Genomic DNA, 23,282 nt, shown 5'->3' with positions numbered 1-23,282 from the left:
CGCCATGGCATGATGTGTCCGCCGCAGGAGGGCCAGGCCATGCTGCAATCCGGTTTCGCTCGCAGGACGGTGCCGATGCGGCGCCTTGCCGGGGCCGCGTTGCTGGCATGGGGCGTCGCTTTCGTGCCGGCCGCCGCCCTGGCCCAGGCTCCCGCTGCCGGAAGTTCGGCCTCCGACAAGCGTGTCGCTCCGGCGACGGCACCTCAGCCGCCGCCTGCCGCCAATCCGCCCAATCGCTCGATGCGCGTGCCGCCGGGGTCCTGGATGCAACCGCGCCAGCAGCGCGCCATCGTGCCGGCGCTGGACGAGACCCGCTTCGTTCCCGACGAGGTGCTGTTCGAACTCGCGCCCGATGCCGAGGCCGACGCCGTGCTGCGCCGCTACGGCGCGACGCTGATCGCCCGCCAGCGGTTTGAGCTTGCCGGCGTCACCATTATCCGTGCCAAGCTCGAAGCCGGCCGCGACCTGCGGGCCGTGCTGACGCAGATGGGCGACGACAGCAGCATCGCCGGCGCGCAGCCCAATTTCCTGTTCGATTTGCAGCAGGGCTCGCAGTCCAGCCCCGGAACCCCGGCCGTTCCGGCCTCTCCGGCGACGGCGTCCTCCGATGCGAGCACCCCGCCGGCGCCTCCCGCGCTGCGGCTCGGCGAGCCGACGACCGCCGCGCGTAGCGGCGCGGCGGTGCGCCGTGTGCTGCCGCCGCAATATGTCGTCGACAAGCTGCGCCTCGGCGAGGCGCGCAAGCTCGCGCTGGGGCGCGGCATCCGGGTCGGGATGATCGATTCCGGCGTCGACATGGACCATCCCGAGATCAGCGGCTCGGTTATCGGCTATCTCGATGCCGTCGACGGGCTGGCGACGCCGCACGCCCACGGCACCTCGATGGCGACGGCCATCGTCGCCCATGGCGAATTGCAGGGCATCGCGCCGGCCGCGCGGCTGCTCGTCGCCCGTGCCTTCGGCGGGACGCAGGCGACCTCCGCCAACGGCAAGTCCTTCCAGATCCTGACGGCGCTGGAATGGGTGGTCCAGCAGCGCGCGAAGGTGGTCAATCTCAGCTTCGCCGGCCCGCAGGACCGTCTGCTCTCGAAGGCGCTTGCCGGGGCAAAGGAGCGCGGCGTCGTCACGGTCGCCGCTGCGGGCAATGGCGGCAGCCGCGCCGCGCCGCTCTATCCCGGCGCCGATCCCAGCGTCATCGCGGTGACCGCGACCGATGCCGACGACAAGGTTTTCGCCGACGCCAATCGCGGCAGCTACATCGCCTTGGCCGCGCCGGGCGTCGACGTGCTGACGGCGGAGCCCGCAGGCCGGTACGCCTTCACCTCGGGCACCTCGATCGCAGCCGCGCATGTCTCGGGGCTGGTGGCGCTGCTGCTCGAAAAGCAGCCCGAACTCGACCCCGACAGCGCCCGCCGCATCCTCGGCGAAAGCGCGAGCGATCTCGGCTCCAAGGGGCGCGACCCCGTCTTCGGCGCCGGACGGATCGATCCAGCGGCGGCGCTGGCGCGGGTGCTGCCGGTCGCGACGGCCCGGCCCTGATCCGCAACGGGCTTGACCTGCGCCGTCGCATCGGCCTCATGGCGCGATGCCGCGCCCGAAACTCCTCTTCGTCGCCACCGAGGACTGGTTCTTCGCCTCGCATTTCCTGCCGATGGCGCGGGCGGCGCGTGAACTCGGCTTCGACGTCGCGGTCATCGCGCGCGAGCGCAACCACCGGCGCATCATCGAGGCGACGGGCGCGCGCCTGATCGCGCTGGAAGCGGAGCGGCGCAGCCTCGATCCGCGCGCGCTGTTCAGGCAGATCACGGCGCTCAAAGCTCTGATCGCGGCGGAAAAGCCCGACATCCTGCATTGCATCGCGCTGAAGCCGATCGCGCTCGCCGGCCTCGCCGGCAAGCTCGCGGGCATCGACAGGCGCGTTTATGCTCTGACGGGGCTCGGTTTCCTCGGCGCGAAGCAGGGCGTGCTCGCCGCTGCCGCCCGCTTCGCCGCGATCGTCTGGCTGCGCGGCGCGGTCGACGGGCCGCAGGTCCGCTTCCTGTTCGAGAATCCCGACGATCCCGTCACGCTCGGCCTCGATCCGCAGGATGTAGCGAAGGTTGCGCTGGTCGGCGGGGCCGGTGTCGATCCGCTGATCCTGATGCCGTCGCCGATGCCGAACGCGCCGCCGCTCAAGGTTGCGCTGGTGGCGCGCATGCTCTGGTCGAAGGGCGTCGATCTCGCGGTCGAGGCGGTCAGGCTCGCCCGCGCTGAGGGCGCGAAGGTCACGCTCACCATTCATGGCGCGCCCGACCCGTCCAATCCGAAGGCCATTCCCGAGGCGACGCTGAAGGAATGGGCGGCGCGGCCCGGAATCACCTGGGCCGGCCCGACGCGCGATATCGAGGCGGTCTGGAAGGCGCATCACCTCTGCATCCTGCCGTCGCGCGGCGGGGAGGGGCTGCCTCGCACCATTCTGGAAGCAGCCGCCTGCGGGCGGCCGATCCTGACGACGGATGTCCCGGGCTGCCGCAGCTTCGTCCGCGAGGGGCAGGACGGCATGGTCGTGCCCGTCGACGATGCCGCCGCACTCGCCAGGGCGCTCACGGTCTTCGCCCGCGCTCCCGGACTGGCGGAGCGCATGGGGGCGAATGCCCGCGCGCGCCTGCTCGACGGCCACACCGAGCGCGCCGTGATGAATGCGGTGAAGGCGCTCTATCAGGGGCTCCTCGCCACGCCGGCCGCGGACAAGGTCGCATGAGCGACGCGAGCGCTCCGCTTGACCGCGAGACGTTCATCCTCACGCATACGCGGCTGATGCCCGTGCCCTATGCGCCGGAGATCGCGCTGCATGTCGCCGAGGAGGCGACCGAGCTCTGGCAGAAGACCGAGGACGAACTCGCGGTCATCGGGCTGCCGCCGCCGTTCTGGGCCTTTGCCTGGGCCGGCGGGCAGGCCCTCGCCCGCTATCTGCTCGACCATCCGCAGGTCGTCGCGGGCCGGCATGTCCTCGATTTCGCCTCCGGCTCCGGGCTGGTGGCGATCGCCGCGGCGAAATCGGGCGCAGGCCGGGTAGAAGCCTGCGATATCGACGCTTTCGCCGGTGCCGCGATAGGCATCAACGCGCAGGCCAACGGCGTCGCGATCCTGCCCCGCGTCGACGATCTCGTCGGCCGCGACGAGGGCTGGGATATCATCTGTGCGGGCGACGTTTGCTACGAGCGCGAGATGGCCGAGCGCGTCATCGGCTGGCTCGCTGCCTTGTCGGCGCGCGGCGCGACGGTGCTGATCGGCGATCCCGGCCGCAGTTACCTTCCGAGGGAACGACTGGAAGCCGTCGCCACCTACGAGGTGCCGGTGACGCGCGCCCTGGAGGACGCCGAGATCAAGCGCAGCTCGGTCTGGCGCCTGGCGGGCTGAGGGCGCGGCGCTCAGGCCGCGCGCCGTCGTGACGGACCGGAACCGGGCTGCGGCTCCGTGCGGAAGGCCGCGACGAGGCGGTTGAGCTGCGCGATCTGGTCGAGCAGCGTCCGCGCCGAGGCCGCGCTCTGTTGGGCCAGCGCCGCGTTCTGCTGGGTGATTTCATCCATATGGCTGACGGTCTGGCTCATTTCGTCGATGCCGTTGGCCTGCTCGCCGGCCGCCGAGGCGATCTCGTCGACCGTGCTCGAAACCTTGGCGGAGGCGGCGACGATCCGGTCGAGCGTCTTGCCGGCCTGCCGCACCAGCTTGACGCCCTCGGCGATTTCCGAATCGGAGGATGAGATCAGGCCGGTGATGTCCTTGGCGGCGCTGGCCGAACGCTGGGCCAGCGCGCGCACCTCGGCGGCGACCACCGCGAAGCTGCGCCCCGCATCGCCGGCTCGCGCCGCCTCGACTGCGGCGTTGAGCGCCAGCAGATTGGTCTGGAAGGCGATGTCGTCGATCAGCTCGGTGATCTCCGAGATCCGCTTCGAGGCGCCCTCGATCCGGGCCATGGCTTCGACCGCTTCCTTGACCACGTCGCCGCCGGTGCGGGCGACATCGGCGGCCTCGTCCGCGAGCGCGACGGATTCGCGCGAGGCCTGCGAGGAGGTCTTGACCGAGGCTGCGAGCTGCTCGGTGGTCGCAGCGCTTTCCTCCAGCGCCGAGGCCTGCTGCTCGGTGCGCGTCGAAAGGTCCTGCGCGCCGCTGTTGATCTCCTGCGAGGAGGCGGCGATCGCGGCCGAGGTCGCCTTGATGGTCGCCGCCATCTCCTGGAGCCGGGCCATCGCCGCGTTGAAGTGCTCGCGGATCTGCCCGTATTCGGCCGGGATCTCAGCGCTCATGCGGTGGGTCAGGTCGCCTTCGGCTAGCGCCGCCATGCTCTGGCTGACGCAGGCGATGGCCTGGTCGCGCTCGGCCGTCTTGGCCTGCTCGATGGCGCGCGCCTCGGCCTCGGCCTTCAGCCGGGCTTCTCCGAGGCTTCGAGATAGACCGTGATCGCGTAGTCCATGTCGAGCAGCGCCGCTTTGACGATGGCGCCGATCTCGGCAGCGCGCTCCTCGGCGCCGGGCATGCGCTTGCCGAACGCGTTCTTCGGCCAGCGCGTCTCGATCACGCTGGCGAGCATCTTTTCGAGGATCAGCGCGTAGCCGCCGATATACCAGCGCGGTTCGAGCCCGATCCGGGCATGGACCTTGCCGACCTTGGTGACGGCATCGACGTAATTCGCGTCGAACTGGCCCGTCGCGATGCCGCTCCAGTGCTGGAGCTGACGCTGCTTGGCGTTTTCGATGTGCTGCTCGCTACCGAAGAAAGCCCTCGTCTCCGGGAATTGCCGCATCTGGCCGTAGAAGGCGCCCAGGGCGTCGCCGACATTGCGGATGCGCCCTTGCGCTGCGCTGTCGAGGCCGATGAATGCCAGGCGCCTGGCGAGGTGATCCGATGCGGACATGAAACGGAAATCCCAGCTGGGGCCACTGTTCGAGCCCGCCCCGGTCTCGCCGATCAAGGGTTAACGGCCGGTGATGGCCGGTATTGACCTGCATCAATCCGGCTGCGGCCGAGTGCCTCAGCTTTTACCGCCGCCCGCTTCGTATTTGTCGAGGAACGCCTCCACCGGGAGATGGCGGAAATCGTCCAGCCCTTCGCGCAGGCGGGCATGCTCCCAATCCCACCAGCCCAGCGCCTGCAACCTTTCCGCGACATCCTCGGAGAAGCGCCGCCGGACCGGGCGGGCCGGATTGCCGGCGACGATGGTGTAGGCCGGCACGTCCTTGGTGACGACCGCGCCGCCCGCGACCACGGCACCGGTGCCGATGCTGCGCCCGGCCAGCACGATCGCGCCATGGCCGATCCAGACATCGTGGCCGATCGTGACGGCATGGGAGCGCCGCCAGTCGAAGAAGGCGGAATCGTCCTGCGCATCGTCGAAATAGGCGGAGGCGCGATAGGTGAAGTGCGACTGGCTGGCGCGATGCATCGGATGGTTGCCCGGGTTGATCCGCGTCATCGCCGCGATCGAGCAGAATTTGCCGATCGTCGTGTAAATGACATTGGCGTCGTTCACGACATAGGAGTAGTCACCCATCGTCGACTCGACGAAGACGGTGCGGGCGCCGATCTCGGTGTAGCGTCCGAGCGTCGCCTGCCTGACCTGTGCGGTCGGGTCGATCACCGGTTCGAGTCCCAGCTTCTTCGCGGCCATGTCGTCATCCTCTCCTGATATCGCAGCAGCCGCCGCCCTGGCGGGTGCCCTTGTTCTCGTCGTCGGCCCGTCGGGTGCGGGCAAGGACACGTTGATGGATGGCGCGCGGGCGGAATTCGCCGGCGACGGCCGCTTCCGTTTTGCGCGCCGGCTGATCACCCGGCCGGCGATGCTCGGCGCCGAGGATCACGATTCCTGCGACGAGGCCGCTTTCGCAGCCGCCGAAACCCGCGGCGAGATGGCGCTGAGCTGGCGGGCGCATGGCCTGAGCTACGGCATCCCGGCGAGCGAACTCGACGGCATCGCCGACGGAACGGTGGTGATCGCCAACATCTCGCGCGGCACCATCGCGGCTGCGGAGCGGCTCGCGGCGCGTGTCGTCGTGGTCAACATCACCGCCCCGGCGGCCGTTCTGGCGAAGCGGCTGGCGGCGCGCGGGCGCGAAAGCGAGGCCGACATCGCGGCCCGGCTGGCGCGCGAGGCGCCGCTCGAAGCCGAGCACGCGCAGATCGTCACGATCATGAACGATCGCAGTATTGCGGAGGCGACCGGTGACCTGCTGGCGGTGCTGCGCGCGCTCGGCCGCCATGGTTGCTAGCCGAGCTGATAGGAATCGAGCAGCCTGAAACGGGCTTCGCGGCCATCCTGCCGAAACAGCGCGAAGCGGTCGAGCGCGACGGCGCCCGGCGGAACGGCGGCGGCATAGGCCGCCTCCAGCGCCTGCCGGATCGGCCCGACCCGCTCCGCCGGCAGCGACCCGGTCAGCGTCATGTGGAAGCGGAAGGCGTCGCCGACATAAGGATAGCCATAGGCTTCGAGATAGGCGCGCTGCGCCGGGGTGAGCGGGCTCTTCAGGCGTCGCGCCCGGTCGGCTTCGGCCAGCGGCGCCCGGAAGGGTTCGAAGGCCTGCACGAGCGCGAAGGCGAAGCGCTGCAGATCCTCGCTCGGCTGCGATGGCGTCAGGGCTATGAACGAGCCGAGCGCCGTCACGGACAGCCCGCTCAGCGTCACGCCGTCGAGGCCGGCAGCGTAGTTGCGGGCGAAGGCGCGCAACTGGTCCTCGCTGCGGCCGTCGGCCAGTTCGAAAGGCGCCTTGAGCGTGGCGTGGAAGCCGTAGCGGCGTGGCTCGTTGGTCAGCGCCGGCCATTCCGATCCGTCGCAGCCGGCGGGAACGGCGAAGGGGATGTCCTCGCCCGTCAGCGCGTCATAGCCCAGCGTCCCGCTGCCGAAGCGCCAGAGCGCGCTGTCGACGGCGGGAGCGTAATAGAGTGCGTAGCGCTTGCGGCTCAAAATGCGCGCTCGCCCTTCGACCAGACCGCGGCGAGGACAGGCGTCGCGCCCAGCACCTTGAAGCGGACGAGATCGGCCCGCAGCCCGGTCTTGAGATGGCCGCGATCCCTGAGGCCGAGGATATCGGCGACCTTCCAGGTCACCATGCCCATGGCCTCGGGCAGCGCGATGCCATGCTCGGCGTTGAGCTTGACCACGGCCTGCAGCAGGCTCGCCGGCACATAGTCCGAGGAGAGACCGTCGAGCAGGCCCTTTTCGGCGAGTTCCGAGACCGAGACGCCGCCGGAATGCGAGCCGCCGCGCACGACGTTGGGCGCGCCTGCGACCGTGGCGAGGCCGTGCTTCTTGGCGGCTGCCGCAGCCTCGACCGTGGTCGGGAATTCGGAGATCACCGCGCCCGAGGCGACGCCTTCCTCGACATGCTCGGGAATCGTGTCGTCATGGGTCGCGAGCGGGATGGCACGGGCGCGGAAGATATCGACCACCGCCTGCCAGTTCCGGGCGACGTTGGCGGCGCCTTCGCGCTGGCGGACCTCGACGTCCTCCTCGAATTCCGCGACCGTCTTGCCGTTGCCGACCGCATAGGTCTTGAGGTGCTGGAGATCGCGCCACTGGCGCTGGCCCGGCGTGTGGTCCATCAGCGACACCAGCTGGACCAGCTCGTCGTCCTGGTAGGGTGCGATGTCTTCCAGCAACTGCGGGCTCGTCAGTTCGCAGCGCATATGGATGCGGTGATCGATCCGGAAGACGTTCTCGCTCTTGCCATAGGCCAGCGACTTCATCACGTCGGCGAAAATGTCCTTGCGGTAGTCCTTGGCCGAGAAGGGCGTGCCGGCGCAGACTGCATCGTAGACGGTGGTGACGCCGGCCGCCGCCATCTGCGCGTCATGGACCAGCGCCGCCGCCAGCCCGTTCGGCCAGAAGACCTTGGGGCGCGGCATGAAGTGCTTTTCCATGTTGTCGGTGTGCATCTCGACAAGGCCGGGCGCGACATAGTCGCCGCCCGCGTCGATGGCGTTAGGCAGGGATGACCTGCCTTGATCGACAGATGTGATGCCGGTCTCGTCGAAGGCGATGGTGCCGGTGACGACCTCGTTCTCGAGGATCAGTCTTGCGTTGGTGAGAACGGTTTGCATCGTCAGGCCTTCCGGAAATCGGTGATGTCGAGATAGCGCGTCGCGACGCGTTCGCGAACCGCTTCGTCGTGGAAGATGCCGACGATGGCGGAACCGGTGGCGCGCGCCTCCGAGATGAGCTCGACGACGACATCGCGATTGGCGGCATCGAGCGAGGCCGTCGGCTCGTCGATCAGCATGATCGGCGAGGGGTCGACGAAGGAGCGGGCGATGTTGACGCGCTGCTGCTCGCCGCCGGAGAAGGTGGCGGGCGCGATGCTCCACAGCCGCTCGGGCAGGTTGAGGCGGGCGAGCATCGCCTTGGCCTTCTCCGTTGCGACCTCGGGAGCGGCGCCGCGCGCCAGCAAGGGATCGCGGACGATATCGAGCGTCGAGACGCGCGGAATGACGCGCAGGAACTGCGAGACGAAGCCGAGCGTGCGGCGGCGGACATCGAGCACGGTGCGCGGCACGGCGGCGACGATGTCGACGAGACGGCCGGCATGGGTAACGCGGATGCTGCCCGCCGTCGGCCTGTAGTTGCCGTAGAGGATGCGCAGCAGGCTCGATTTGCCGGCGCCGGACGCACCCGCCAGCACCAGCGCCTCGCCGGCCTCGACGCTGAAATTGACGTTGTCGAAGACAGGCAGCCGCGCCCCGCCCTGGTTGTGCAGGATGAAGGTCTTGGCGACGTTCTCGACCTGAATCATCGTGGTCATGGTGTCAGTGCCTTGTGCCGGCGAGGTGACGAGGATGTGACGGGACCTCCGCCGTCATTCCGGGGCGCACCGCAGGCGCGAGTCCGGAACCCAGAACCGATGCCGGTTGTCTTTCTACGCGACGCAGCCGCGCGGCTTTCTCCGCCATCGCATCGGTTCTGGGTTCCGGGCTCATCGCTACGCGATGCCCCGGAATGACGGTGGTGGTTCCCTCACACACTCAGCACCGCCGAGGTGAGAAGCTGCGTATAGGCGTGGTGCGGATCGTCGAGGACCTGGTCGGTCAGGCCCTGCTCGACGACGCGGCCGTCCTTCATCACCATCAGCCGGTCGGTGAGAAGGCGCGCCACCGCGAGGTCGTGGGTGACGATGATCGCGGCGAGGCCGAGATCGCGCACCAGAACGCGCAGCAGATCGAGCAGGCGCGCCTGCACGGAGACATCGAGGCCGCCGGTCGGCTCGTCCATGAAGACGAGGCGCGGCTCGGAGACCAGCACCCGGGCGATCTGCAGGCGCTGCTGCATGCCGCCGGAGAACTGGCGCGGCCGGTCGTCGATTCGCGCGCCGGCGATCTCGACGCGGCTGAGCCAGTCGAGCGCGCGCTCGCGGATCTGGCCGTAATGCCGGTCGCCGCGGTCCATCAGGCGCTCGCCGACATTGCCGCCGGCGGTGACGTCCATGCGCAGGCCGTCGCGCGGGTTCTGATGGACGATGCCCCAGGCGGTGCGCATCAGGCGGCGGCGCTCCTGCTCGGAGACCGAATAGATGTCGAGCGACTCAATGCCGCCCCGGAACAGCACCTCGCCTTCATCGGGCTTGTCGATGCCGGCGAGGCAGCGCAGCAGGGTCGACTTGCCCGAGCCGGATTCGCCGACGATGCCCAGCACTTCGCCCGGCCAGAGATCGAAGGAGACATCGGCGCAGCCGATCCGCTCACCATAGAAGCGGCTGACATTGGCGACCGAGAGCAGGGGTGCCGGTTCGAGGTCGGCTTCGGGCAGGGAGACATGGAGGGTCATGGCGTCGTCTCCTCGACCAGGCCGCTCGCAGCCGCGTCGCCCAGCATGGTGCCGCGATGCCCTTCGGCCCGGCGTGTCTCGCAATAATGGCTGTCGGAGCAGACGAACATGCGCCCGCCCTGGTCGTCGATGACGACCTCGTCGAGGTAGCTGTCGGGGGCGCCGCAAAGCCCGCAGGGTTGCGTCCAGCTCTGGATGCGGAAGGGATGATCCTCGAAATCGAGGCTGCGCACGCTGGTAAAGGGCGGCAGCGCGTAGATGCGCTTCTCGCGGCCGGCACCGAAAAGCTGGAGCGCGGGCGACATGTGCATCTTCGGATTGTCGAATTTCGGGATCGGCGAGGGCGCCATCACGTAGCGGCCGTTGACCATGACCGGATAGTCATAGGTCTTGGTGATCTCGCCATAGCGGGCGATGTCCTCGTAGAGCTTGACCTGCATCAGCCCGTATTCGGCCCAGGCGTGCATTTTGCGGGTCTCGGCCTCACGTGGCTCCAGCCGGCGGAGCGGCTCGGGCGTCGGCACCTGATAGACCATGACCTGTCCGCTCTTCAGCGGTGCCTCCGGGATGCGGTGTCGGGTCTGGATGATCGTCGCCTCCTCCGTCGCCTCGCAGGTGCGGGCATCGGCCGTGCGCTCGAAGAACTTGCGGATCGAGACGGCGTTGGTGGTGTCGTCGGCGCCCTGGTCGATCACCTTCAGCGTATCGGCCGGGCCGATGATCGCGGCGGTGATCTGTATGCCGCCCGTGCCCCAGCCGCGGGCAAGCGGCATCTCGCGCGAGCCGAACGGCACCTGATAGCCGGGCACCGCGACCGCCTTGAGCAAAGCGCGGCGGATCATCCGCTTGGTCTGCTCATCGAGATAGGCGTAGTTGTAAGCCGGCTTTGTATTGTCCGTCGGCACCTGATGGATGGTCATTCCGCAGCCTCCGGCATGGCATTCTGCTCTTGGGCCAGCCGCTCCTCGCGCTCCCTGCGGATGCGGCGGATCAGTTCGAGCTCGCCCTGGAAGTCGACATAGTGCGGCAGCTTGAGATGCTCGACGAAGCCGGCGGCCTCGACATTGTCGGCGTGGTAGAGGACGAACTCGTCTTGCTGCGCCGGGTAGGTGGCGGCTTCGCCGAATTCGCGCGCCTTCAAGGCACGGTCGACCAGCGACATCGACATCGCCTTGCGCTCGCTATGGCCGAAGACGAGGCCGTAACCGCGGGTGAATTGCGGCGGGACTTCCTTCGAGCCCTGGAACTGGTTGACCATCTGGCATTCGGTCAGGGTGATGTCACCGAGATCAACGGCGAAGCCGAGCTCCTCCGGCACGAATTCGACCGCGAGCTCGCCGACGCGGACCTCGCCGACGAAGGGATGCGAGCCGCCGAAGCCGCGCTGCACGGAATAACCGAGGCCGAGCAGAAAGCCCTCATCGCCGCGCGCCATCGACTGCAGGCGCACGTCGCGATCGGCCGGGAAGGAGACAGGATCGCGCGTCAGGTCGAAGGGCCGCGGATCGCCCTCCGGCGGCTCTTCCGCCTCCATCAGCCCTTCGGCGCCGAGGATATCGGGCACGCGCGGCATGGTAGCATCGAGGGGAGCTTTCAGGTCGTCATGCTCGGGCTTGACCCGAGCATCTCCTGACACCGAGGCTCCGGCGCCTTCTGGTCCTGAGATGGCCGGGTCGAGCCCGGCCATGACGTCGGGGGAATCCATCAGCGCGAAGTCGAACAGCCGATGGGTGTAGTCATAGGTCGGGCCGAGCACCTGCCCGCCCGGCAGGTCCTTGTAGGTCGCGGACACCCGGCGGCGGATCGCCATGGCGGCGGTATCGAGCGGCTCGGAGGAGCCGAAGCGGGGCAGCGTCGTGCGATAGGCCCGCATCAGGAAGGCGGCCTCGATCACGTCGCCCTGCGACTGCTTCAGCGCGAGCGCCGCGAGGTCCTGGTCGTAGAGCGAACCCTCGTTCATGACGCGGGCGCAGGCCAGCGCCTGCTGCTCGCGGATCTGGGCGACACTGATCTCCGGCACGGCGGGGTCGCCGCGGCGGGCTTCGGCGACGAGATCATGCGTGGCGAGGATGGCGGCTTCGCCACCTTTGACTGCGACGTACATCAGTGAGACTCCCGGTGGGGCATCAGCGGGCCTTCTCGATCTGCGTCGAACGCGGCAGGCCGATCAGGCCGTCGCCATGGGCGAAGACGACGTCGACCCCGAGCGGATAGAGCGCGCTGTTCTCTCTGAGCTCATCGGTGAAGTCTGGGCGCAGGCCCTGCGGCGCGATCGAGCGCGAGCCGAGAATGCCGGGGCCTGAGAGCGAGAAGCCCGCGCCGCCATCCAGAGCAGCGCATTGCACGAACACGGTTGTCGAGCGATCCGGGAACTGGTCGTTACCGGGATTGAAAGCGGCGAGCTTCGGCCCATCCGCCGCGCTGTCGATCACGGCGAAGGCGGCCTCAGCGGGATCGTCGACTAAGGCGGCGCCGCAATGGAAGCGCAGCCAGGCGCCGGCCGGGCCGTCGCGCAGGGCTTCCGGCAGCCAGACCGGCGTCTCGTAATCGGCGAGCGTCAGCAAAGCAGTCGCCGTCGCGATGTCGAGCCCTTCCGGCGGCGTGATCTCGGCCACGACGCGCTGCAGTGTGCCGGGCTCCGAGAGGGCGGCGAGCAGGGCGCGGAAGGCCTTTTGCGACTGGAAGACCGGATCGGAGAAGCCGGGAGCGATCATGGCTTGAGCCGACATCACGAACCCCTGACCAGCGTGAAGAAATCGACCTTGGTCGCCGCCGCCTTGCGCGAGGCGAGGTCGCGGGCGGTGGCCTGCTGCGCGGCGAGCGTGGCGACGCCTTGATGCAGTCCGCTGCCATCGCCCTCGTCCTGAAGCCGGGCGTCGAGCAGGGCGGCGAGCCGCGCCTTCCGGCCGTCGCGGCCGAGCGCATAGGAAAAGCCCATCCGCCCGCTGGAGAGGCGCACGACGCAACGCGTCACGGTGGCTTCGCCGAGGTTGAAGCGGCGGCCGGCGCCGCCGGCGCGGCCCTCGACCATCACGGTTCCGGTCTCCGGCGCCTTCAGCACGTCGTGGTCGGGCGGATCGCCGAGCAGGCTCTCGATCTCGGCGCGGGAGGCGCGCGCCAGCGTCGCTATCCAGCTTTGTCTCGGTGTTCTCTGGCTCATCGGCGCGGGCTCGCTGGTCAGTTCCGAATGTCTAGACTATGCTAGGGGAGTTGATGGCAAAGGTCTATACTTTTCGGATGAAATTTTGATGACGGACGCAGCAATCGCCGAACGGGATGGCGGGACGGCGTGGCGACGTATCGCCGACGAACTGGCGGAGGCGATCGGGCGTGGCGAGTACAAGCTCGGCGACACGCTGCCGGCCTCGGTCGCGCTGGCCGAGCGTTACGGCGTGCATCGCCATACCGTGCGGCAGGCCTTTCGCCATCTCGCCGAGCAGGGGCTGGTGACGGTCTCGCGCGGCCGCGGCACGCAGGTGACGGCGCCGCGCCTGCCGTATCCGATCGGCCGGCGCGTCAGCATGCGCACCAATATGGGCAAGCTCGGCATCCTCGGCACGAGCCGCATGCTCGCGGCCGAGACGGTGGTGGGCGAGGCGCCAGCCTGCGCGGCGCTCGGCCTGAAGAACGGGACGCCGCTCTGGCGCGTGCAGGGTGTCAGCCTGGCCGACGGCGTGCCGATGGGCACCGGCACGCATTGGCTCTCGGTCGAGCGCTTTCCCGATTTCGACAAGGCCTATCGCGAGGCGGCCGGCTCGATCACGGCTGCCTTCAAGATCTACGGCATCACGGATTACGTGCGCCTGTCGACGCGGTTGACGGCGCGGCTCGCCGACGAGCACGAGGCCGAACTGCTGGAGATCGCGCCCGAGGCAGCCGTGATGATCTCGACGGCGGTCGACGCGCTGCCCGACCTGACGCCGATCCATCTCGTCAGCAGCGTCTTTGCGGCTGAGCGCATGGAGATGGTGATCGAGCCGTTCGGGGATTGAACCGCTCCGTCATGCTCGGGCTTGACCCGAGCATCTCAGGACGGAGAGGCGCCCTCTGCCTTCTTGCAAGAGATTCTCGGGTCAAGCCCGAGAATGACGCGCCAAGCCGAGCTTAACTCGCCCGCTTGCCGATGATCGCGAAGCGCAGCTTGCCGGAGAGGAAGTCGATGGCCGAGACCGCGGCGAGGATCAGCAGGATCAGGAAGGAGACCTGCTGCCATTCGAGCGTGCGGATCGTCTCGGCGAGATAGAGGCCGATGCCGCCGGCGCCGACGATGCCGATGATCGTCGAGGAGCGGGTGTTCGACTCGATATAATAGAGCACCTGGCTCGCGATCACCGGAAGGACCTGCGGCAAGAGGCCGAAGCGGATTTCATGCGCCTTGCCGCCGCCGACCGATGCCACGCCTTCGACGGCCTTGCGGTCGGCCGCCTCGATCGCTTCCGAATAGAGCTTGCCGAAGGCGCCGAGATCGCTGGTCATGATCGCGAGCATGCCGGCGAAGGGCCCGAGACCCACGACGTTCACCCAGATCAGCGCCCAGATCAGCGCATCCACGCCGCGCACCGTGTCGAGCGAGCGGCGCGCGAGAAAATGCACGACGCGGTTGGCGACGACATTGCGCGCCGCGATGAAACCGAGTGGCAGCGCGAGCGCCGCCGCCAGCACAGTCCCGAGGAACGCAATGGCGATCGTCTCGAACAGCGCCTGCACGAAGATCAGGGCACGGGTCCAGGAACCCGGATGGGGCGGCAGCATCAGCGCGACGAAGGAGCCGAGATTGCCGAGCCCGGCGATGATCTTCCAGAGCGTCGTCTCGAGCGTGGTCAGTCCGTAGAGGAAGAGGCCGAGCAGAGCGACGATGGTGCCGATGGTCGCGAGTTTCGTCTTGAGCGATCCACGGATCGCGGCCTGGTGGCGGCTCAGGATGGCCGAGCGCTCGGCCGTGTCGAGGGCGAGGCTCATCGGCCGTGCTCCAGGCTGAGGAGTGCGTGGCGCAGCCGCTCGGTGCCGTAGTCGATCAGCATCACCGTGACGATGATCAGCAGCAGGATGGCGCTGACATCGGTGAAGTAGAATTTGCGGATCGCTTCGATCAAATCCTGGCCGATGCCGCCGGCGCCGACGAAGCCCATGATCGAGGCGCCGCGGACATTGATCTCGAAGCGCAGCAGCGCGTAGCTGGCGAAGTTGGAGAGCACCTGGGGCACGACGGCGAAGCGCACGATCTGCCACCAGCCGCCGCCTGTGGCGGTGACGCCGTCGACCGGCTTCAGGTCGATGTTCTCGACGACTTCCGAGAAGAGCTTGCCGAGCGCGCCCATGGTGTGGATCGCGATGGCGAGCACGCCGGGCAAGGGTCCGAGTCCGAAGGCGATGACGAAGATCAGCGCGAAGACGATCTCGGGAACGGTGCGGCAGAATTCGAGATAGCGGCGGACCGCGAAGCGCAGCCAGGCGGACCGGCCGAGATTGGCCGTGGCGGCGAAGCAGAACAGGAAGGCGCCGGCAGCACCGAGGATCGTGCCGACATAGGCGATCAGGATGGTCTGCCAGAGCAGCTTCAGCCAGCCCTTCAGGCCCCAGTACCATTCGGCGAGGTCGGCGCCGACGCTGGAGAGGCGCAGTGTCGGCAGCGTCTCGAAGATGTATTTCGGGAAGCGGTGGATGTTCTCGGCGAACTTGCCGAGATCGACCTCCGAACCTCGCGCGGCGAGCAGCACGCAGACGATGAAGACGGCGGCGCCGATGAAGGCCTGCCGGCGCTTGACGGTCGCCGCCTGCCGATAGGCTTCGGCATGGGCCCGGATGGCCGGGTCGTTGCGATCGATCGCGAGTGTCATGGAGAGGCGCTTCCGAGAGGTCGCGGGGACCGGCTGGCGCCGACCCCGGACAAGGGCGTCATTCTCGGGCGAAGCGAAGCGCGGAGCCCTGAGAATCTCTGGCGAGAGATGCCCGGGTCAAGCCCGGGCATGACGGATGCTGCTTACGACGACTTCTTCTTGCGGAGTTCGTCGACGAACTTGTTCAGCTCGATGATCGGCTCGTAGGACTTGTTGTCGACGGCGACGAGCGGGCCCTGCTTGCCTTCATAGATCTTGTCGAAGGCGACCTTGTCCTTGGTGGCGAGGTTCAGCACCGCGTCGCGGATCTTGGCCTTCAGGTCGTCGGGCAGGTCGGTGAGATAGGCCATCGGCGAGTTCACGATCTGCTCGGACTTGTAGATGATCCGGAAATCCTCGGCCTTGACCATGTTCTTGCGGGCCATGCGCAGGAGGTTCGATTCCTGCTCGTCGTTCCACCAGTTGGCGGCGATGTCGACGGTGCCCTGCTGCAGCGCGATCACCGCGTTCTCGTGGCTGCCGGTATAGACGACCTTGGAGAAGAAGGTTTCCGGCTCGATCTTCATGCCGTTGAGCACGAAGCGCGGTACGTTGTTGCCCGAGGTGGAATTGGGGTCGACGAGGCCGAGGTTCTTGCCCTTGAGGTCCTCGACCTTCTGATAGGGCGAGTCCTTCTTCACGTAGAACACCGAGTGATAGCCCTTGGTGCCGTCGAGGTTGGTCTCGATCGCGAAGGCGTCGACCTTGGCGCCGGTCATGCGGGCGCGGGCGAAGGACGCCGGGCCGTACATGCCGATATGGATGTTGCCGGCGCGCTGGCCCTCGATGATCGCGGCGTAGTCGTTGGCGATGCGCAGCGTCACCTTGGTGCCGAGCTCCTTCGAAAGGTAGTTCACGAAGGGGGTGTAGCGCTCGACGACGCCCGAGGCGTTCTCGGCCGGGATGATCGCGAAGATCAGCTCGGGATACTTCGCCTTCCAGTCCTGGGCGAAAGCAACGTTGCTAAAAGGCTGGGCGGCGGTGGCGGCAAGGCCGGCGGCGGCGAGCTTGAGGGTATGGCGACGGGTCAGCATTGGGTCTGCTCCTGGTTGCTGTCGGGATAGTCTTCTCGCGGCGCCGGCCCCGGGCCGCGCCGGCGATGCTTTGACGTCAGGCGATCTTCTGGCGGGCGCGCTTCGCTTCGGAGGCGGCGATGGCGTCGAGCGCATCCAGCGCCTCGGCCCCGGCATCCTTGGCCTCGATGCCGTAGAGCTCGGCCGCGACCTCGCGGGTCAGCGCCTGCGGCACGTCGTCGAACACGATCTTGCCGGCCGACATGCCGATCAGCCGGTCGCAATACTTCGCGGCGATGTCGAGGTCGTGCAGGTTGCAGACCACGGTGATGCCGTCCTCGCGATTGATGCGGAACAGCGCGTCCATCACGACCTGGGTGTTGCGCGGGTCGAGCGAGGCGATCGGCTCGTCGGCGAGGATGATGCGCGGCTCCTGGACCAGCGCGCGGGCGATGGCGACGCGCTGCTGCTGACCGCCGGACAGGGTCTCGGCGCGCTGTGTCAGGAGCTGTCCCATATCGAGACGCTCAAGCGCCGCGATGGCACGGATCTTGTCGTCTTCCGAGAAGCTCTTGACCAGCGTCAGCGCGGCGGAGCGATGGTTGAGGCGGCCGAGCAGCACATTGGTCAGCACGTCCAGGCGGCCGACGAGGTTGAACTGCTGGAAGATCATCGCCGTGTCGCGGCGCCAGCGCCGAAGCGAAGCGCCCTTCAGCGCCGTGACGTCCTGCTCCTCGCAGACGATACGGCCTGAGGTCGGTTCGGCCAGGCGGTTCAGCATGCGCAGCAATGTCGATTTGCCGGCTCCGGACCGGCCGATCACGCCCACCATCTCTCCCTTCGGGATCGACAGCGCGACGTTGTCGACGGCGTTCCTGTCGCCAAAGCGCTTGGTCAGGGCTTCGATACGCAGCATGGATGGCTTCTCGGGCACGATACGGGCATGAGCGCGGCCCCGCCGGCCAAGGCCGAGGGCAAGCGCGTCTCCATGGCGACGAGAGCTATCGGCTGCGAATGACAGCGGCGTGACAGCAGGCAGGGCAGGGCGAGTGCGGCCGGGGCCGTCTCAGACCGAGGTCAGAAGCATGTCGACGCAGGCGCCGACATAGGCCTTTCGCCTGGCGGCTGGCATCGGCCTGACGCCGAGCAGCCCGCGTGCCTGATGGAAGCCGCGCAGCATGCCGACGAACTGCTCGGCCAGCATCTCGGCCTGCGCCGGGCCGATCGGCCGCGAGAGCCCGTCGCCGATTTGTGATCGCGCGACGAGCAGGGCTGCCAGATCGTTCAGCATCCGCCTGGCGCCGGCCTCGTAAGCCACCCGGCCGAGCTCGGGGAAGCGCGGGGCTGCGCTCGCGACGAGGCGATGCAGGTCCAGCGCCGCGGGGCGCAGCATCATCTTCAGCATATCCTCGCCGAGGCGCACCAAAGTGTTGCGCAAATTCGACGCGGAAGAATTTTCGCGCAGCGGAATCGTCAACGTTTCCGTGAGCTCGGTGCAAATCGCCTTGAAGAGCGCTTCCTTATCGGCGAAATGGCTGTAGATCGTCTGTTTTGAAACACCGGCCCGATGGGCGATCTGGTCGAGACTCGCGCGTTCGAAGCCTTCCGCGAGGAAGGTTTCCGCGGCTGCGCGGGTGATGGCGTCGTGCTTGTCAGGGCGCGCACGCTCGGCGGAAGGGGATTTGGCCGGATTTGTCTCGGTTTGAGCAGAGGCGAGCAGGCGAGCCTTGGCGCCGTTTCGCCGGAGCGATTTCGGCACGGGTCTTGCCTCGGCAATCGCCGGGTCGGTGAGAAGGGTCGCCCGGTGTCGGCGGAGGGGGGTGTCAGCCATGCTTCCGCCCACTAAGCCTCTTATCAAACTGGACCGTCCAGTCTAAGATAGTCCTGCGGTATCGGAGCGTCCAGTCTTATGAAGCGGTTTCTCCTCCTCGTTTTAGTCGCGGCGCTCGCCGGCGGCGGCTATTACGCCTACCGCAACCAGCGCGCCGGTACGCAGCAGGCACAGGCCAGTGCGGTCTCCGGGCCGCGCGCGGTGCCGGTCGAGGTCGCCTCCATCGAACTGATGACCGTCAACGAGGAGGTCGAGGCCCTCGGCACGCTCGCGGCGGATGAATCCGTGGTCATCGCCCCCGAAATCGCCGGCCGCGTCATCGCGCTCGGCTTCAAGGAGGGCGAGCGCGTCAAGGCCGGGCAGGAGTTGGTCAAGCTCGATACCGCGATCCTCGATGCCGAGCTGAAGCAGGCGCAGGCCGATCTCGGCCTCGCCCGTGACACGAATGACCGGCTGAAGTCGCTGGTGTCGCGCGGCTCGGGCACGCAGGTCGCGCTCGATGAATCGACGGCCAAGCTCGCTTCCACCGAGGCGCGCGTCCAGCTCGCCAAGGCGAAGCTCGCGCAATCGACCATCGTCGCGCCGTTCAACGGCGTCGTCGGCCTGCGCGCGGTCAGCGTCGGCGACTATGTCTCTGTCGGCAAGCAGCTGATCACCCTGACCAACATCGATCCGATCAAGGTCGATTTCCGCGTTCCCGAAATCTATCTGAGCCGCCTCAAGACCGGCCAGCCGGTGCAGACGCGGGTCGATGCGGTCGCCGATCGCACCTTCACCGGCCGGATCTTCGCGATCGATCCCGTCGTCGACGTCAACGGCCGCGCGATCCGCCTGCGCGCCAACATCCCCAACGCCGATCTCACCCTGAAGCCCGGCCTGTTCGCCCGGCTGACGATCACCGTCGACCAGCGTGAGAACGCCATCGTAGTGCCCGAGATGGCCGTGGTGCCTGATGGCATCGGCAAGATGATCTACGTCGCCGAAAACGGAAAGGCGCGCCGCGTCGCCGTCGAGCTCGGCAAGCGGCTGCCCGGCAAGGTCGAGATCGTCAAGGGTCTGACGCCCAAGATGCAGATCATCACCGCCGGCCAGATGCGCTTGCGCGACGGCAGTGCAATCTCCATCAAGGAGAAGCCCGTCCAGACGAGCCAGCTCTGATGAGCCTGTTCGAGCTCTTCGTCCGCCGGCCCGTCCTCTCGACGGTGCTGAGCCTGCTGGTGATGCTGATCGGCATCGTCAGCTATGGCCGCCTCACCGTCCGCGAATATCCCAATATCGACGAGCCGATCGTCTCGGTGCAGACGGTCTATCGCGGCGCCTCCGCCGAGATCATCGAGACCCAGGTCACGCAGATCCTGGAGAACTCGATCGCCGGCATCGAAGGCATCGAGATCATCTCCTCGGCCAGCCGCCAGGAGCGCAGCCAGATCTCCGTGCGCTTCCGCCCCGACATCGATCCCGACGTCGCGGCCTCCGACGTGCGCGACCGCGTCAGCCGCGTGCGCGGGCGCATGCCGGACGAGATCGACGAACCGATCATCGCCAAGGTCGAGGCGGATTCGCAGCCGATCCTCTATCTGTCGCTGACCAGCACGCGGCACAGCCCGCTCGAGCTCACCGATTTCGCCGACCGCTTCATCGCCGAGCGCGTCCAGAACATCACCGGCGTCGCCGAGGTCCGCATCCTCGGCCAGCGCCAATATGCGATGCGCATCTGGCTCGATCGCTCGCGCCTCTCGGCCTACAACGTCACGGTCCAGGAGATCGAGGCGGCGGTCCGCGCCCAGAACATCGAGATCCCGTCGGGCCGGATCGAGAGCAGCGCCCGCGAATTCACGGTGCTGTCGCAGACCAGCCTGGTCACGCCGGAGCAGTTCCGCGAGATCGTCGTCAAGGACGCCAACGGCTTCCCGATCAAGGTGAAGGATCTGGCGCGGGTCGAGCTCGGTGCGCTGGAAGAGCGCAACGCCGCCTGGTTCAAGGGCTCGCCATCGGTGACGGTGGGCATCGTCAAGCAGGCCACCGCCAACCCGCTCGACGTGTCCAGCGGCGTCCAGGCTGCCTTGCCCGGCATCATCGAGGACCTGCCGGACGGCATGTCGATCGCGACCTCCTACGACACCTCGATCTTCATCGATCGCTCGATCAAGGCGGTCTACCAGACGATCGTCGAGGCCATCGTCCTCGTCGTCCTCATCATCTTCATCTTCCTGCGCTCGCTGCGTGCGACGCTGATCCCGCTGGTGACCATCCCGGTCTCGCTGATCGGCTCCTTCGCGCTGATGTATGCGCTCGGCTTCACGGTCAACACGCTGACGCTGCTCTCGATGGTGCTCGCCATCGGCCTCGTCGTCGACGACGCCATCGTCGTTCTCGAGAACGTCCATCGCCATGTCGAGGACGGTATCGAGCCGACCAAGGCGGCGGTGCGCGGCATCAACGAGATCGCCTTCGCGGTGGTGGCGATGACGCTGACGCTGGTCGCGGTCTATGCGCCGATGGCGTTCTCGACCGGCCGCACCGGCAAGCTCTTCATCGAGTTCGCGCTCACGCTCGCGGGCGCGGTGCTGGTCTCGGGCTTCGTCGCGCTGACGCTGACGCCGATGATGTGCGCCAAGCTGCTGCGCCACCACGACAAGCATAGCTGGCTGTACAACGTGCTGGAGCGCGGCTTCGACGGGCTGTCGCGGGGCTACAAGGCCTCGCTGCGCGCCGCGCTCAGCGTGCGCCCGCTCGTCGTCCTGCTCGCGGTCGGCGTCGCCGGCTGCGGCTATTACTTCTTCACCCATCTGCGCTCGGAGCTGGCGCCGGTCGAGGATCGCGGCACGATCAACGTCATCGGCGTCGCTCCGGAAGGCGCGACCATGTCCTTCACGGCGGACTATGCCCGGCGGGTCGAGGAGTATTTCAGCAAGATCCCGGAGGTGGATACCTATCTCGTCATCGTCGGCTTCCCCGACGTGACGCGCGCCATCGCCTTCGCCCGGCTCAAGCCCTGGGAGGAGCGCCAGCGCAAGCAGCAGGATCTCGTCGCCGACATCACCCGCGACCTCGGGCAGATCCCCGGCATCCGCCTGTTCGCCAACAACCCGCCCTCGCTCGGCCAGGGCGGCGCCAACAGCAAGCCGGTCGAGTTCGTGCTGCGCTCGTCGGAGCCCTATGCGCAGCTCAAGGCCTATGTCGATCAGGTGATGGCGGAGGTCGCCGATTCTCCGGTGCTGTCGAACGTCGAGACGAACCTCATCCTCGACAAGCCGCAGTTCAAGGTGACGATCGACCGGCAGCGCGCCGCCGATCTCGGCGTCGGGGTCGATGTCATCGGCCGGACGATGGAGACGCTGCTCGGCGGGCGCCAAGTCACGCGCTTCAACATGAACAGCAAGCAGTACGACGTGATGCTGCAGGTCGCCGGTTCCGAGCGCAACACGCCGCAGGCCTTGCAGTCGATCTACCTGATGGGCCGCAACGGCGCGGTGGTGCAGCTGTCGAGCCTCGTCAAGATCGACGAGACCGTCGCGCCCAAGGAGCTCGTGCGCTTCAACCAGCTGCGCTCGGCCACCATCACCGCCTTGCCTGCGCCGGGCTATTCGCTCGGCGACGCGCTCAAGGTGCTGGAGGATGCGACGGCGCGCGTGCTGCCCAACACGGTCCAGATCGACTATTCCGGCCAGAGCCGCGAGTTCAAGCAGTCAGGCGCGAGCATCTTCCTCGTCTTCCTGCTGGCGCTCGGCTTCATCTATCTGGTGCTGGCGGCGCAGTTCGAGAGCTTCGTCGATCCCATCGTGATCATGGTCTCGGTGCCGCTCTCGCTGACCGGCGCGCTGGCCGCGCTCTACTTCACCGGCGGGACGATGAACGTCTACAGCCAGATCGGCCTGATCACGCTGGTCGGCCTGATCACCAAGCACGGCATCCTGATCCTGGAGTTCACCAACCAGCTGCGCGAGGAGGGCAAGGAGATGATCGACGCCCTCGTCGAGGCGGCGGAGCTGCGCCTGCGGCCGATCCTGATGACCACAGGCGCGATGGTGCTCGGCGCCGTGCCGCTCGCGATCGCCCATGGCGCCGGTGCCGAAAGCCGCTCGCAGATCGGCTGGGTCATCGTCGGCGGCATGACCTTCGGCACGCTGCTGACGCTCTATGTGGTGCCCGTCGCCTACAGCTACCTCGCCCGCAAGGTCCACGGCTCGCGCCATGGCGCGCATGACGAGGTGCAAGGGGCGCATCCGCATCCGGCGGAGTAGGCGTCCTCGCCGTCATTCTCGGGCGAAGCGTAGCGCAGACCCGAGAATCTCCGGACGGGATGGCGCAGGAGCCTCTTTCGGCATGATATGCTCGGGTCAAGCCCGGGCATGACGCCTCGGCCCGGCCACGGCAGGGCTGAGCCCAAACTTATCCCCGCCCCGCGAACCCATGCCTATCCTGCGCGCGTCCCATCCGACCGAGGGGCTTCGCGAGGCATCGTGGGCCGGATGGGTTTGCGGGCTTCGCGTCCCGGACCGTTGCGGGTCCGCTCGATCGCCGCGCGTCCGATTGGACGCGATAACGGTGATCGATTTATCCAATATCGCATCGGAAACATCCGATGCGATAGCGCGGAGGTGCCGACTTCGTCCGGGCCCAACAGGCAGGCCCGCTCCTTCGCCGGAACCCAGAACGAAGCGGAACCCCCAGATACCCGTGCGCGGAGCCGGGCAGCGCGAGGTCGTCGCTGTTCGACACCATCGACATCGACTCGACATCGGCACGCAGCCGTCGACTGCGAAACGCCG

The 23,282-nt window shown here is 67.7% G+C and carries 23 protein-coding genes; 7 read left to right on the top strand and 16 right to left on the bottom strand.

Annotation, left to right across the window (positions count from 1 at the left end; all coding sequences use genetic code 11):
- The first annotated feature begins 39 nt into the window (after window positions 1–39).
- The 3 genes from AC2FAN_RS08020 to AC2FAN_RS08010 are packed head-to-tail and all read left to right on the top strand — an operon-like array spanning window position 40 to window position 3,399.
- Window positions 40–1,539 (top strand): S8 family serine peptidase, encoded by a 1,500-nt coding sequence (locus AC2FAN_RS08020; protein ID WP_265051384.1) that lies wholly within the window; start codon window positions 40–42, stop codon window positions 1,537–1,539.
- Window positions 1,540–1,585: 46 nt separating this feature from the next.
- A complete protein-coding gene (locus AC2FAN_RS08015; RefSeq protein WP_485173336.1) occupies window positions 1,586–2,740 on the top strand; it encodes a glycosyltransferase family 4 protein in 1,155 nt (384 codons plus the stop codon).
- Entirely contained in the window at window positions 2,737–3,399 is a 663-nt protein-coding gene (locus AC2FAN_RS08010) for a class I SAM-dependent methyltransferase (protein WP_265051386.1), read from the top strand. The genes AC2FAN_RS08015 and AC2FAN_RS08010 overlap by 4 nt, the downstream gene beginning before the upstream one ends.
- 11 nt (window positions 3,400–3,410) lie before the next feature.
- Here AC2FAN_RS08010 and AC2FAN_RS08005 read toward each other — a convergent pair whose 3' ends face one another.
- The 3 genes from AC2FAN_RS08005 to AC2FAN_RS07995 form a co-directional block, all read right to left on the bottom strand.
- A complete protein-coding gene (locus AC2FAN_RS08005) occupies window positions 3,411–4,286 on the bottom strand; it encodes a methyl-accepting chemotaxis protein (RefSeq protein WP_485173335.1) in 876 nt (291 codons plus the stop codon).
- A 116-nt stretch (window positions 4,287–4,402) separates the two neighbouring features.
- The gene (locus AC2FAN_RS08000) at window positions 4,403–4,894 is read right to left on the bottom strand and encodes a protoglobin domain-containing protein (protein WP_485173334.1); all 492 of its coding nucleotides are present in this window, start codon (window positions 4,892–4,894) and stop codon (window positions 4,403–4,405) included.
- 117 nt (window positions 4,895–5,011) lie between these two features.
- Complete coding sequence (locus AC2FAN_RS07995; RefSeq protein ID WP_476806426.1) at window positions 5,012–5,647, bottom strand: LbetaH domain-containing protein; 636 nt, start codon at window positions 5,645–5,647, stop codon at window positions 5,012–5,014.
- Here AC2FAN_RS07995 and phnN point away from each other — a divergent pair.
- Window positions 5,646–6,245, top strand: a complete 600-nt coding sequence (gene phnN, locus AC2FAN_RS07990) for a phosphonate metabolism protein/1,5-bisphosphokinase (PRPP-forming) PhnN (protein WP_265051389.1) — start codon at window positions 5,646–5,648, stop codon at window positions 6,243–6,245. The genes AC2FAN_RS07995 and phnN overlap by 2 nt on opposite strands.
- Here phnN and AC2FAN_RS07985 read toward each other — a convergent pair.
- The 8 genes from AC2FAN_RS07985 to phnG form a co-directional block, all read right to left on the bottom strand.
- A complete protein-coding gene (locus AC2FAN_RS07985; protein ID WP_485173333.1) occupies window positions 6,242–6,937 on the bottom strand; it encodes a DUF1045 domain-containing protein in 696 nt (231 codons plus the stop codon). The genes phnN and AC2FAN_RS07985 overlap by 4 nt on opposite strands.
- Window positions 6,934–8,073 (bottom strand): alpha-D-ribose 1-methylphosphonate 5-triphosphate diphosphatase, encoded by a 1,140-nt coding sequence (locus AC2FAN_RS07980; RefSeq protein ID WP_485173332.1) that lies wholly within the window; start codon window positions 8,071–8,073, stop codon window positions 6,934–6,936. The genes AC2FAN_RS07985 and AC2FAN_RS07980 overlap by 4 nt, the downstream gene beginning before the upstream one ends.
- Window positions 8,074–8,075: 2 nt before the next feature.
- Entirely contained in the window at window positions 8,076–8,771 is a 696-nt protein-coding gene (phnL, locus tag AC2FAN_RS07975) for a phosphonate C-P lyase system protein PhnL (protein ID WP_485173331.1), read from the bottom strand.
- A gap of 212 nt (window positions 8,772–8,983) precedes the next feature.
- The gene (phnK, locus tag AC2FAN_RS07970; RefSeq protein ID WP_485173330.1) at window positions 8,984–9,790 is read right to left on the bottom strand and encodes a phosphonate C-P lyase system protein PhnK; all 807 of its coding nucleotides are present in this window, start codon (window positions 9,788–9,790) and stop codon (window positions 8,984–8,986) included.
- Window positions 9,787–10,710 carry an alpha-D-ribose 1-methylphosphonate 5-phosphate C-P-lyase PhnJ gene (locus AC2FAN_RS07965; protein WP_485173329.1) on the bottom strand — a complete coding sequence of 308 codons (924 nt, stop codon included), beginning with the start codon at window positions 10,708–10,710 and terminating at the stop codon, window positions 9,787–9,789. Before AC2FAN_RS07965 ends, phnK begins: the two co-directional genes overlap by 4 nt.
- Window positions 10,707–11,894: a carbon-phosphorus lyase complex subunit gene (locus AC2FAN_RS07960; protein WP_485173328.1), complete on the bottom strand. Its 1,188-nt coding sequence runs from the start codon at window positions 11,892–11,894 to the stop codon at window positions 10,707–10,709. Before AC2FAN_RS07960 ends, AC2FAN_RS07965 begins: the two co-directional genes overlap by 4 nt.
- Window positions 11,895–11,916: 22 nt before the next feature.
- On the bottom strand, window positions 11,917–12,519 hold the full coding sequence (gene phnH / locus AC2FAN_RS07955; RefSeq protein ID WP_485173327.1) for a phosphonate C-P lyase system protein PhnH: 603 nt from the start codon (window positions 12,517–12,519) through the stop codon (window positions 11,917–11,919).
- The gene (gene phnG / locus AC2FAN_RS07950) at window positions 12,519–12,950 is read right to left on the bottom strand and encodes a phosphonate C-P lyase system protein PhnG (RefSeq protein WP_485173326.1); all 432 of its coding nucleotides are present in this window, start codon (window positions 12,948–12,950) and stop codon (window positions 12,519–12,521) included. The genes phnH and phnG overlap by 1 nt, the downstream gene beginning before the upstream one ends.
- An 88-nt stretch (window positions 12,951–13,038) precedes the next feature.
- Between phnG and phnF the strand changes: the two genes are divergently transcribed.
- Complete coding sequence (gene phnF, locus AC2FAN_RS07945) at window positions 13,039–13,782, top strand: phosphonate metabolism transcriptional regulator PhnF (protein ID WP_485173325.1); 744 nt, start codon at window positions 13,039–13,041, stop codon at window positions 13,780–13,782.
- A 112-nt stretch (window positions 13,783–13,894) separates the two neighbouring features.
- Here the strand turns inward: phnF and phnE (AC2FAN_RS07940) are convergent, their stop codons facing one another.
- The 5 genes from phnE (AC2FAN_RS07940) to AC2FAN_RS07920 all read right to left on the bottom strand — a co-directional run bounded on the left by phnE (AC2FAN_RS07940) (window position 13,895) and on the right by AC2FAN_RS07920 (window position 18,510).
- On the bottom strand, window positions 13,895–14,749 hold the full coding sequence (phnE, locus tag AC2FAN_RS07940; protein ID WP_485173324.1) for a phosphonate ABC transporter, permease protein PhnE: 855 nt from the start codon (window positions 14,747–14,749) through the stop codon (window positions 13,895–13,897).
- Window positions 14,746–15,627, bottom strand: coding sequence for a phosphonate ABC transporter, permease protein PhnE (phnE, locus tag AC2FAN_RS07935; RefSeq protein ID WP_485173323.1), 882 nt, complete (start codon window positions 15,625–15,627; stop codon window positions 14,746–14,748). The genes phnE (AC2FAN_RS07940) and phnE (AC2FAN_RS07935) overlap by 4 nt, the downstream gene beginning before the upstream one ends.
- Window positions 15,628–15,770: 143 nt before the next feature.
- The gene (gene phnD, locus AC2FAN_RS07930) at window positions 15,771–16,700 is read right to left on the bottom strand and encodes a phosphonate ABC transporter substrate-binding protein (RefSeq protein ID WP_265051400.1); all 930 of its coding nucleotides are present in this window, start codon (window positions 16,698–16,700) and stop codon (window positions 15,771–15,773) included.
- Window positions 16,701–16,776: 76 nt separating this feature from the next.
- Complete coding sequence (phnC, locus tag AC2FAN_RS07925; protein ID WP_485173322.1) at window positions 16,777–17,595, bottom strand: phosphonate ABC transporter ATP-binding protein; 819 nt, start codon at window positions 17,593–17,595, stop codon at window positions 16,777–16,779.
- Between the two features lie 150 nt (window positions 17,596–17,745).
- Window positions 17,746–18,510 carry a TetR/AcrR family transcriptional regulator gene (locus AC2FAN_RS07920; RefSeq protein WP_265051402.1) on the bottom strand — a complete coding sequence of 255 codons (765 nt, stop codon included), beginning with the start codon at window positions 18,508–18,510 and terminating at the stop codon, window positions 17,746–17,748.
- A 78-nt stretch (window positions 18,511–18,588) separates the two neighbouring features.
- Between AC2FAN_RS07920 and AC2FAN_RS07915 the strand changes: the two genes are divergently transcribed.
- Together AC2FAN_RS07915 and AC2FAN_RS07910 are read left to right on the top strand one after the other, a co-directional pair.
- A complete protein-coding gene (locus AC2FAN_RS07915) occupies window positions 18,589–19,668 on the top strand; it encodes an efflux RND transporter periplasmic adaptor subunit (protein WP_476806419.1) in 1,080 nt (359 codons plus the stop codon).
- Window positions 19,668–22,754 carry an efflux RND transporter permease subunit gene (locus AC2FAN_RS07910; protein ID WP_485173321.1) on the top strand — a complete coding sequence of 1,029 codons (3,087 nt, stop codon included), beginning with the start codon at window positions 19,668–19,670 and terminating at the stop codon, window positions 22,752–22,754. The genes AC2FAN_RS07915 and AC2FAN_RS07910 overlap by 1 nt, the downstream gene beginning before the upstream one ends.
- The last annotated feature ends 528 nt before the right edge of the window (window positions 22,755–23,282 follow it).

The sequence above is a fragment of the Allobosea sp. RIT-PG3_2 genome, assembly GCF_057321085.1.
Note: the sequence above shows the minus strand (reverse complement) of the source record. Positions and strands in the feature narration are given on the sequence as shown.

Excerpts from the sequence above, each read along its gene's own strand:
- AC2FAN_RS07980 (WP_485173332.1), bottom strand. The coding sequence starts at position 8,073 with ATGCAAACCGTTCTCACCAACGCAAGACTGATCCTCGAGAACGAGGTC.
- AC2FAN_RS07915 (WP_476806419.1), top strand. The coding sequence starts at position 18,589 with ATGAAGCGGTTTCTCCTCCTCGTTTTAGTCGCGGCGCTCGCCGGCGGC.
- phnH (WP_485173327.1), bottom strand. The coding sequence starts at position 12,519 with ATGTCGGCTCAAGCCATGATCGCTCCCGGCTTCTCCGATCCGGTCTTC.
- AC2FAN_RS08015 (WP_485173336.1), top strand. The coding sequence starts at position 1,586 with ATGCCGCGCCCGAAACTCCTCTTCGTCGCCACCGAGGACTGGTTCTTC.
- phnD (WP_265051400.1), bottom strand. The coding sequence starts at position 16,700 with ATGCTGACCCGTCGCCATACCCTCAAGCTCGCCGCCGCCGGCCTTGCC.
- phnL (WP_485173331.1), bottom strand. The coding sequence starts at position 8,771 with ATGACCACGATGATTCAGGTCGAGAACGTCGCCAAGACCTTCATCCTG.
- AC2FAN_RS07960 (WP_485173328.1), bottom strand. The coding sequence starts at position 11,894 with ATGTACGTCGCAGTCAAAGGTGGCGAAGCCGCCATCCTCGCCACGCAT.
- AC2FAN_RS08010 (WP_265051386.1), top strand. The coding sequence starts at position 2,737 with ATGAGCGACGCGAGCGCTCCGCTTGACCGCGAGACGTTCATCCTCACG.
- phnK (WP_485173330.1), bottom strand. The coding sequence starts at position 9,790 with ATGACCCTCCATGTCTCCCTGCCCGAAGCCGACCTCGAACCGGCACCC.
- phnG (WP_485173326.1), bottom strand. The coding sequence starts at position 12,950 with ATGAGCCAGAGAACACCGAGACAAAGCTGGATAGCGACGCTGGCGCGC.
- phnE (WP_485173324.1), bottom strand. The coding sequence starts at position 14,749 with ATGAGCCTCGCCCTCGACACGGCCGAGCGCTCGGCCATCCTGAGCCGC.
- phnE (WP_485173323.1), bottom strand. The coding sequence starts at position 15,627 with ATGACACTCGCGATCGATCGCAACGACCCGGCCATCCGGGCCCATGCC.
- AC2FAN_RS07910 (WP_485173321.1), top strand. The coding sequence starts at position 19,668 with ATGAGCCTGTTCGAGCTCTTCGTCCGCCGGCCCGTCCTCTCGACGGTG.
- AC2FAN_RS07965 (WP_485173329.1), bottom strand. The coding sequence starts at position 10,710 with ATGACCATCCATCAGGTGCCGACGGACAATACAAAGCCGGCTTACAAC.
- phnN (WP_265051389.1), top strand. The coding sequence starts at position 5,646 with ATGTCGTCATCCTCTCCTGATATCGCAGCAGCCGCCGCCCTGGCGGGT.
- phnC (WP_485173322.1), bottom strand. The coding sequence starts at position 17,595 with ATGCTGCGTATCGAAGCCCTGACCAAGCGCTTTGGCGACAGGAACGCC.
- AC2FAN_RS08005 (WP_485173335.1), bottom strand. The coding sequence starts at position 4,286 with ATGAGCGCTGAGATCCCGGCCGAATACGGGCAGATCCGCGAGCACTTC.
- AC2FAN_RS07995 (WP_476806426.1), bottom strand. The coding sequence starts at position 5,647 with ATGGCCGCGAAGAAGCTGGGACTCGAACCGGTGATCGACCCGACCGCA.
- AC2FAN_RS08020 (WP_265051384.1), top strand. The coding sequence starts at position 40 with ATGCTGCAATCCGGTTTCGCTCGCAGGACGGTGCCGATGCGGCGCCTT.
- AC2FAN_RS08000 (WP_485173334.1), bottom strand. The coding sequence starts at position 4,894 with ATGTCCGCATCGGATCACCTCGCCAGGCGCCTGGCATTCATCGGCCTC.
- phnF (WP_485173325.1), top strand. The coding sequence starts at position 13,039 with ATGACGGACGCAGCAATCGCCGAACGGGATGGCGGGACGGCGTGGCGA.
- AC2FAN_RS07920 (WP_265051402.1), bottom strand. The coding sequence starts at position 18,510 with ATGGCTGACACCCCCCTCCGCCGACACCGGGCGACCCTTCTCACCGAC.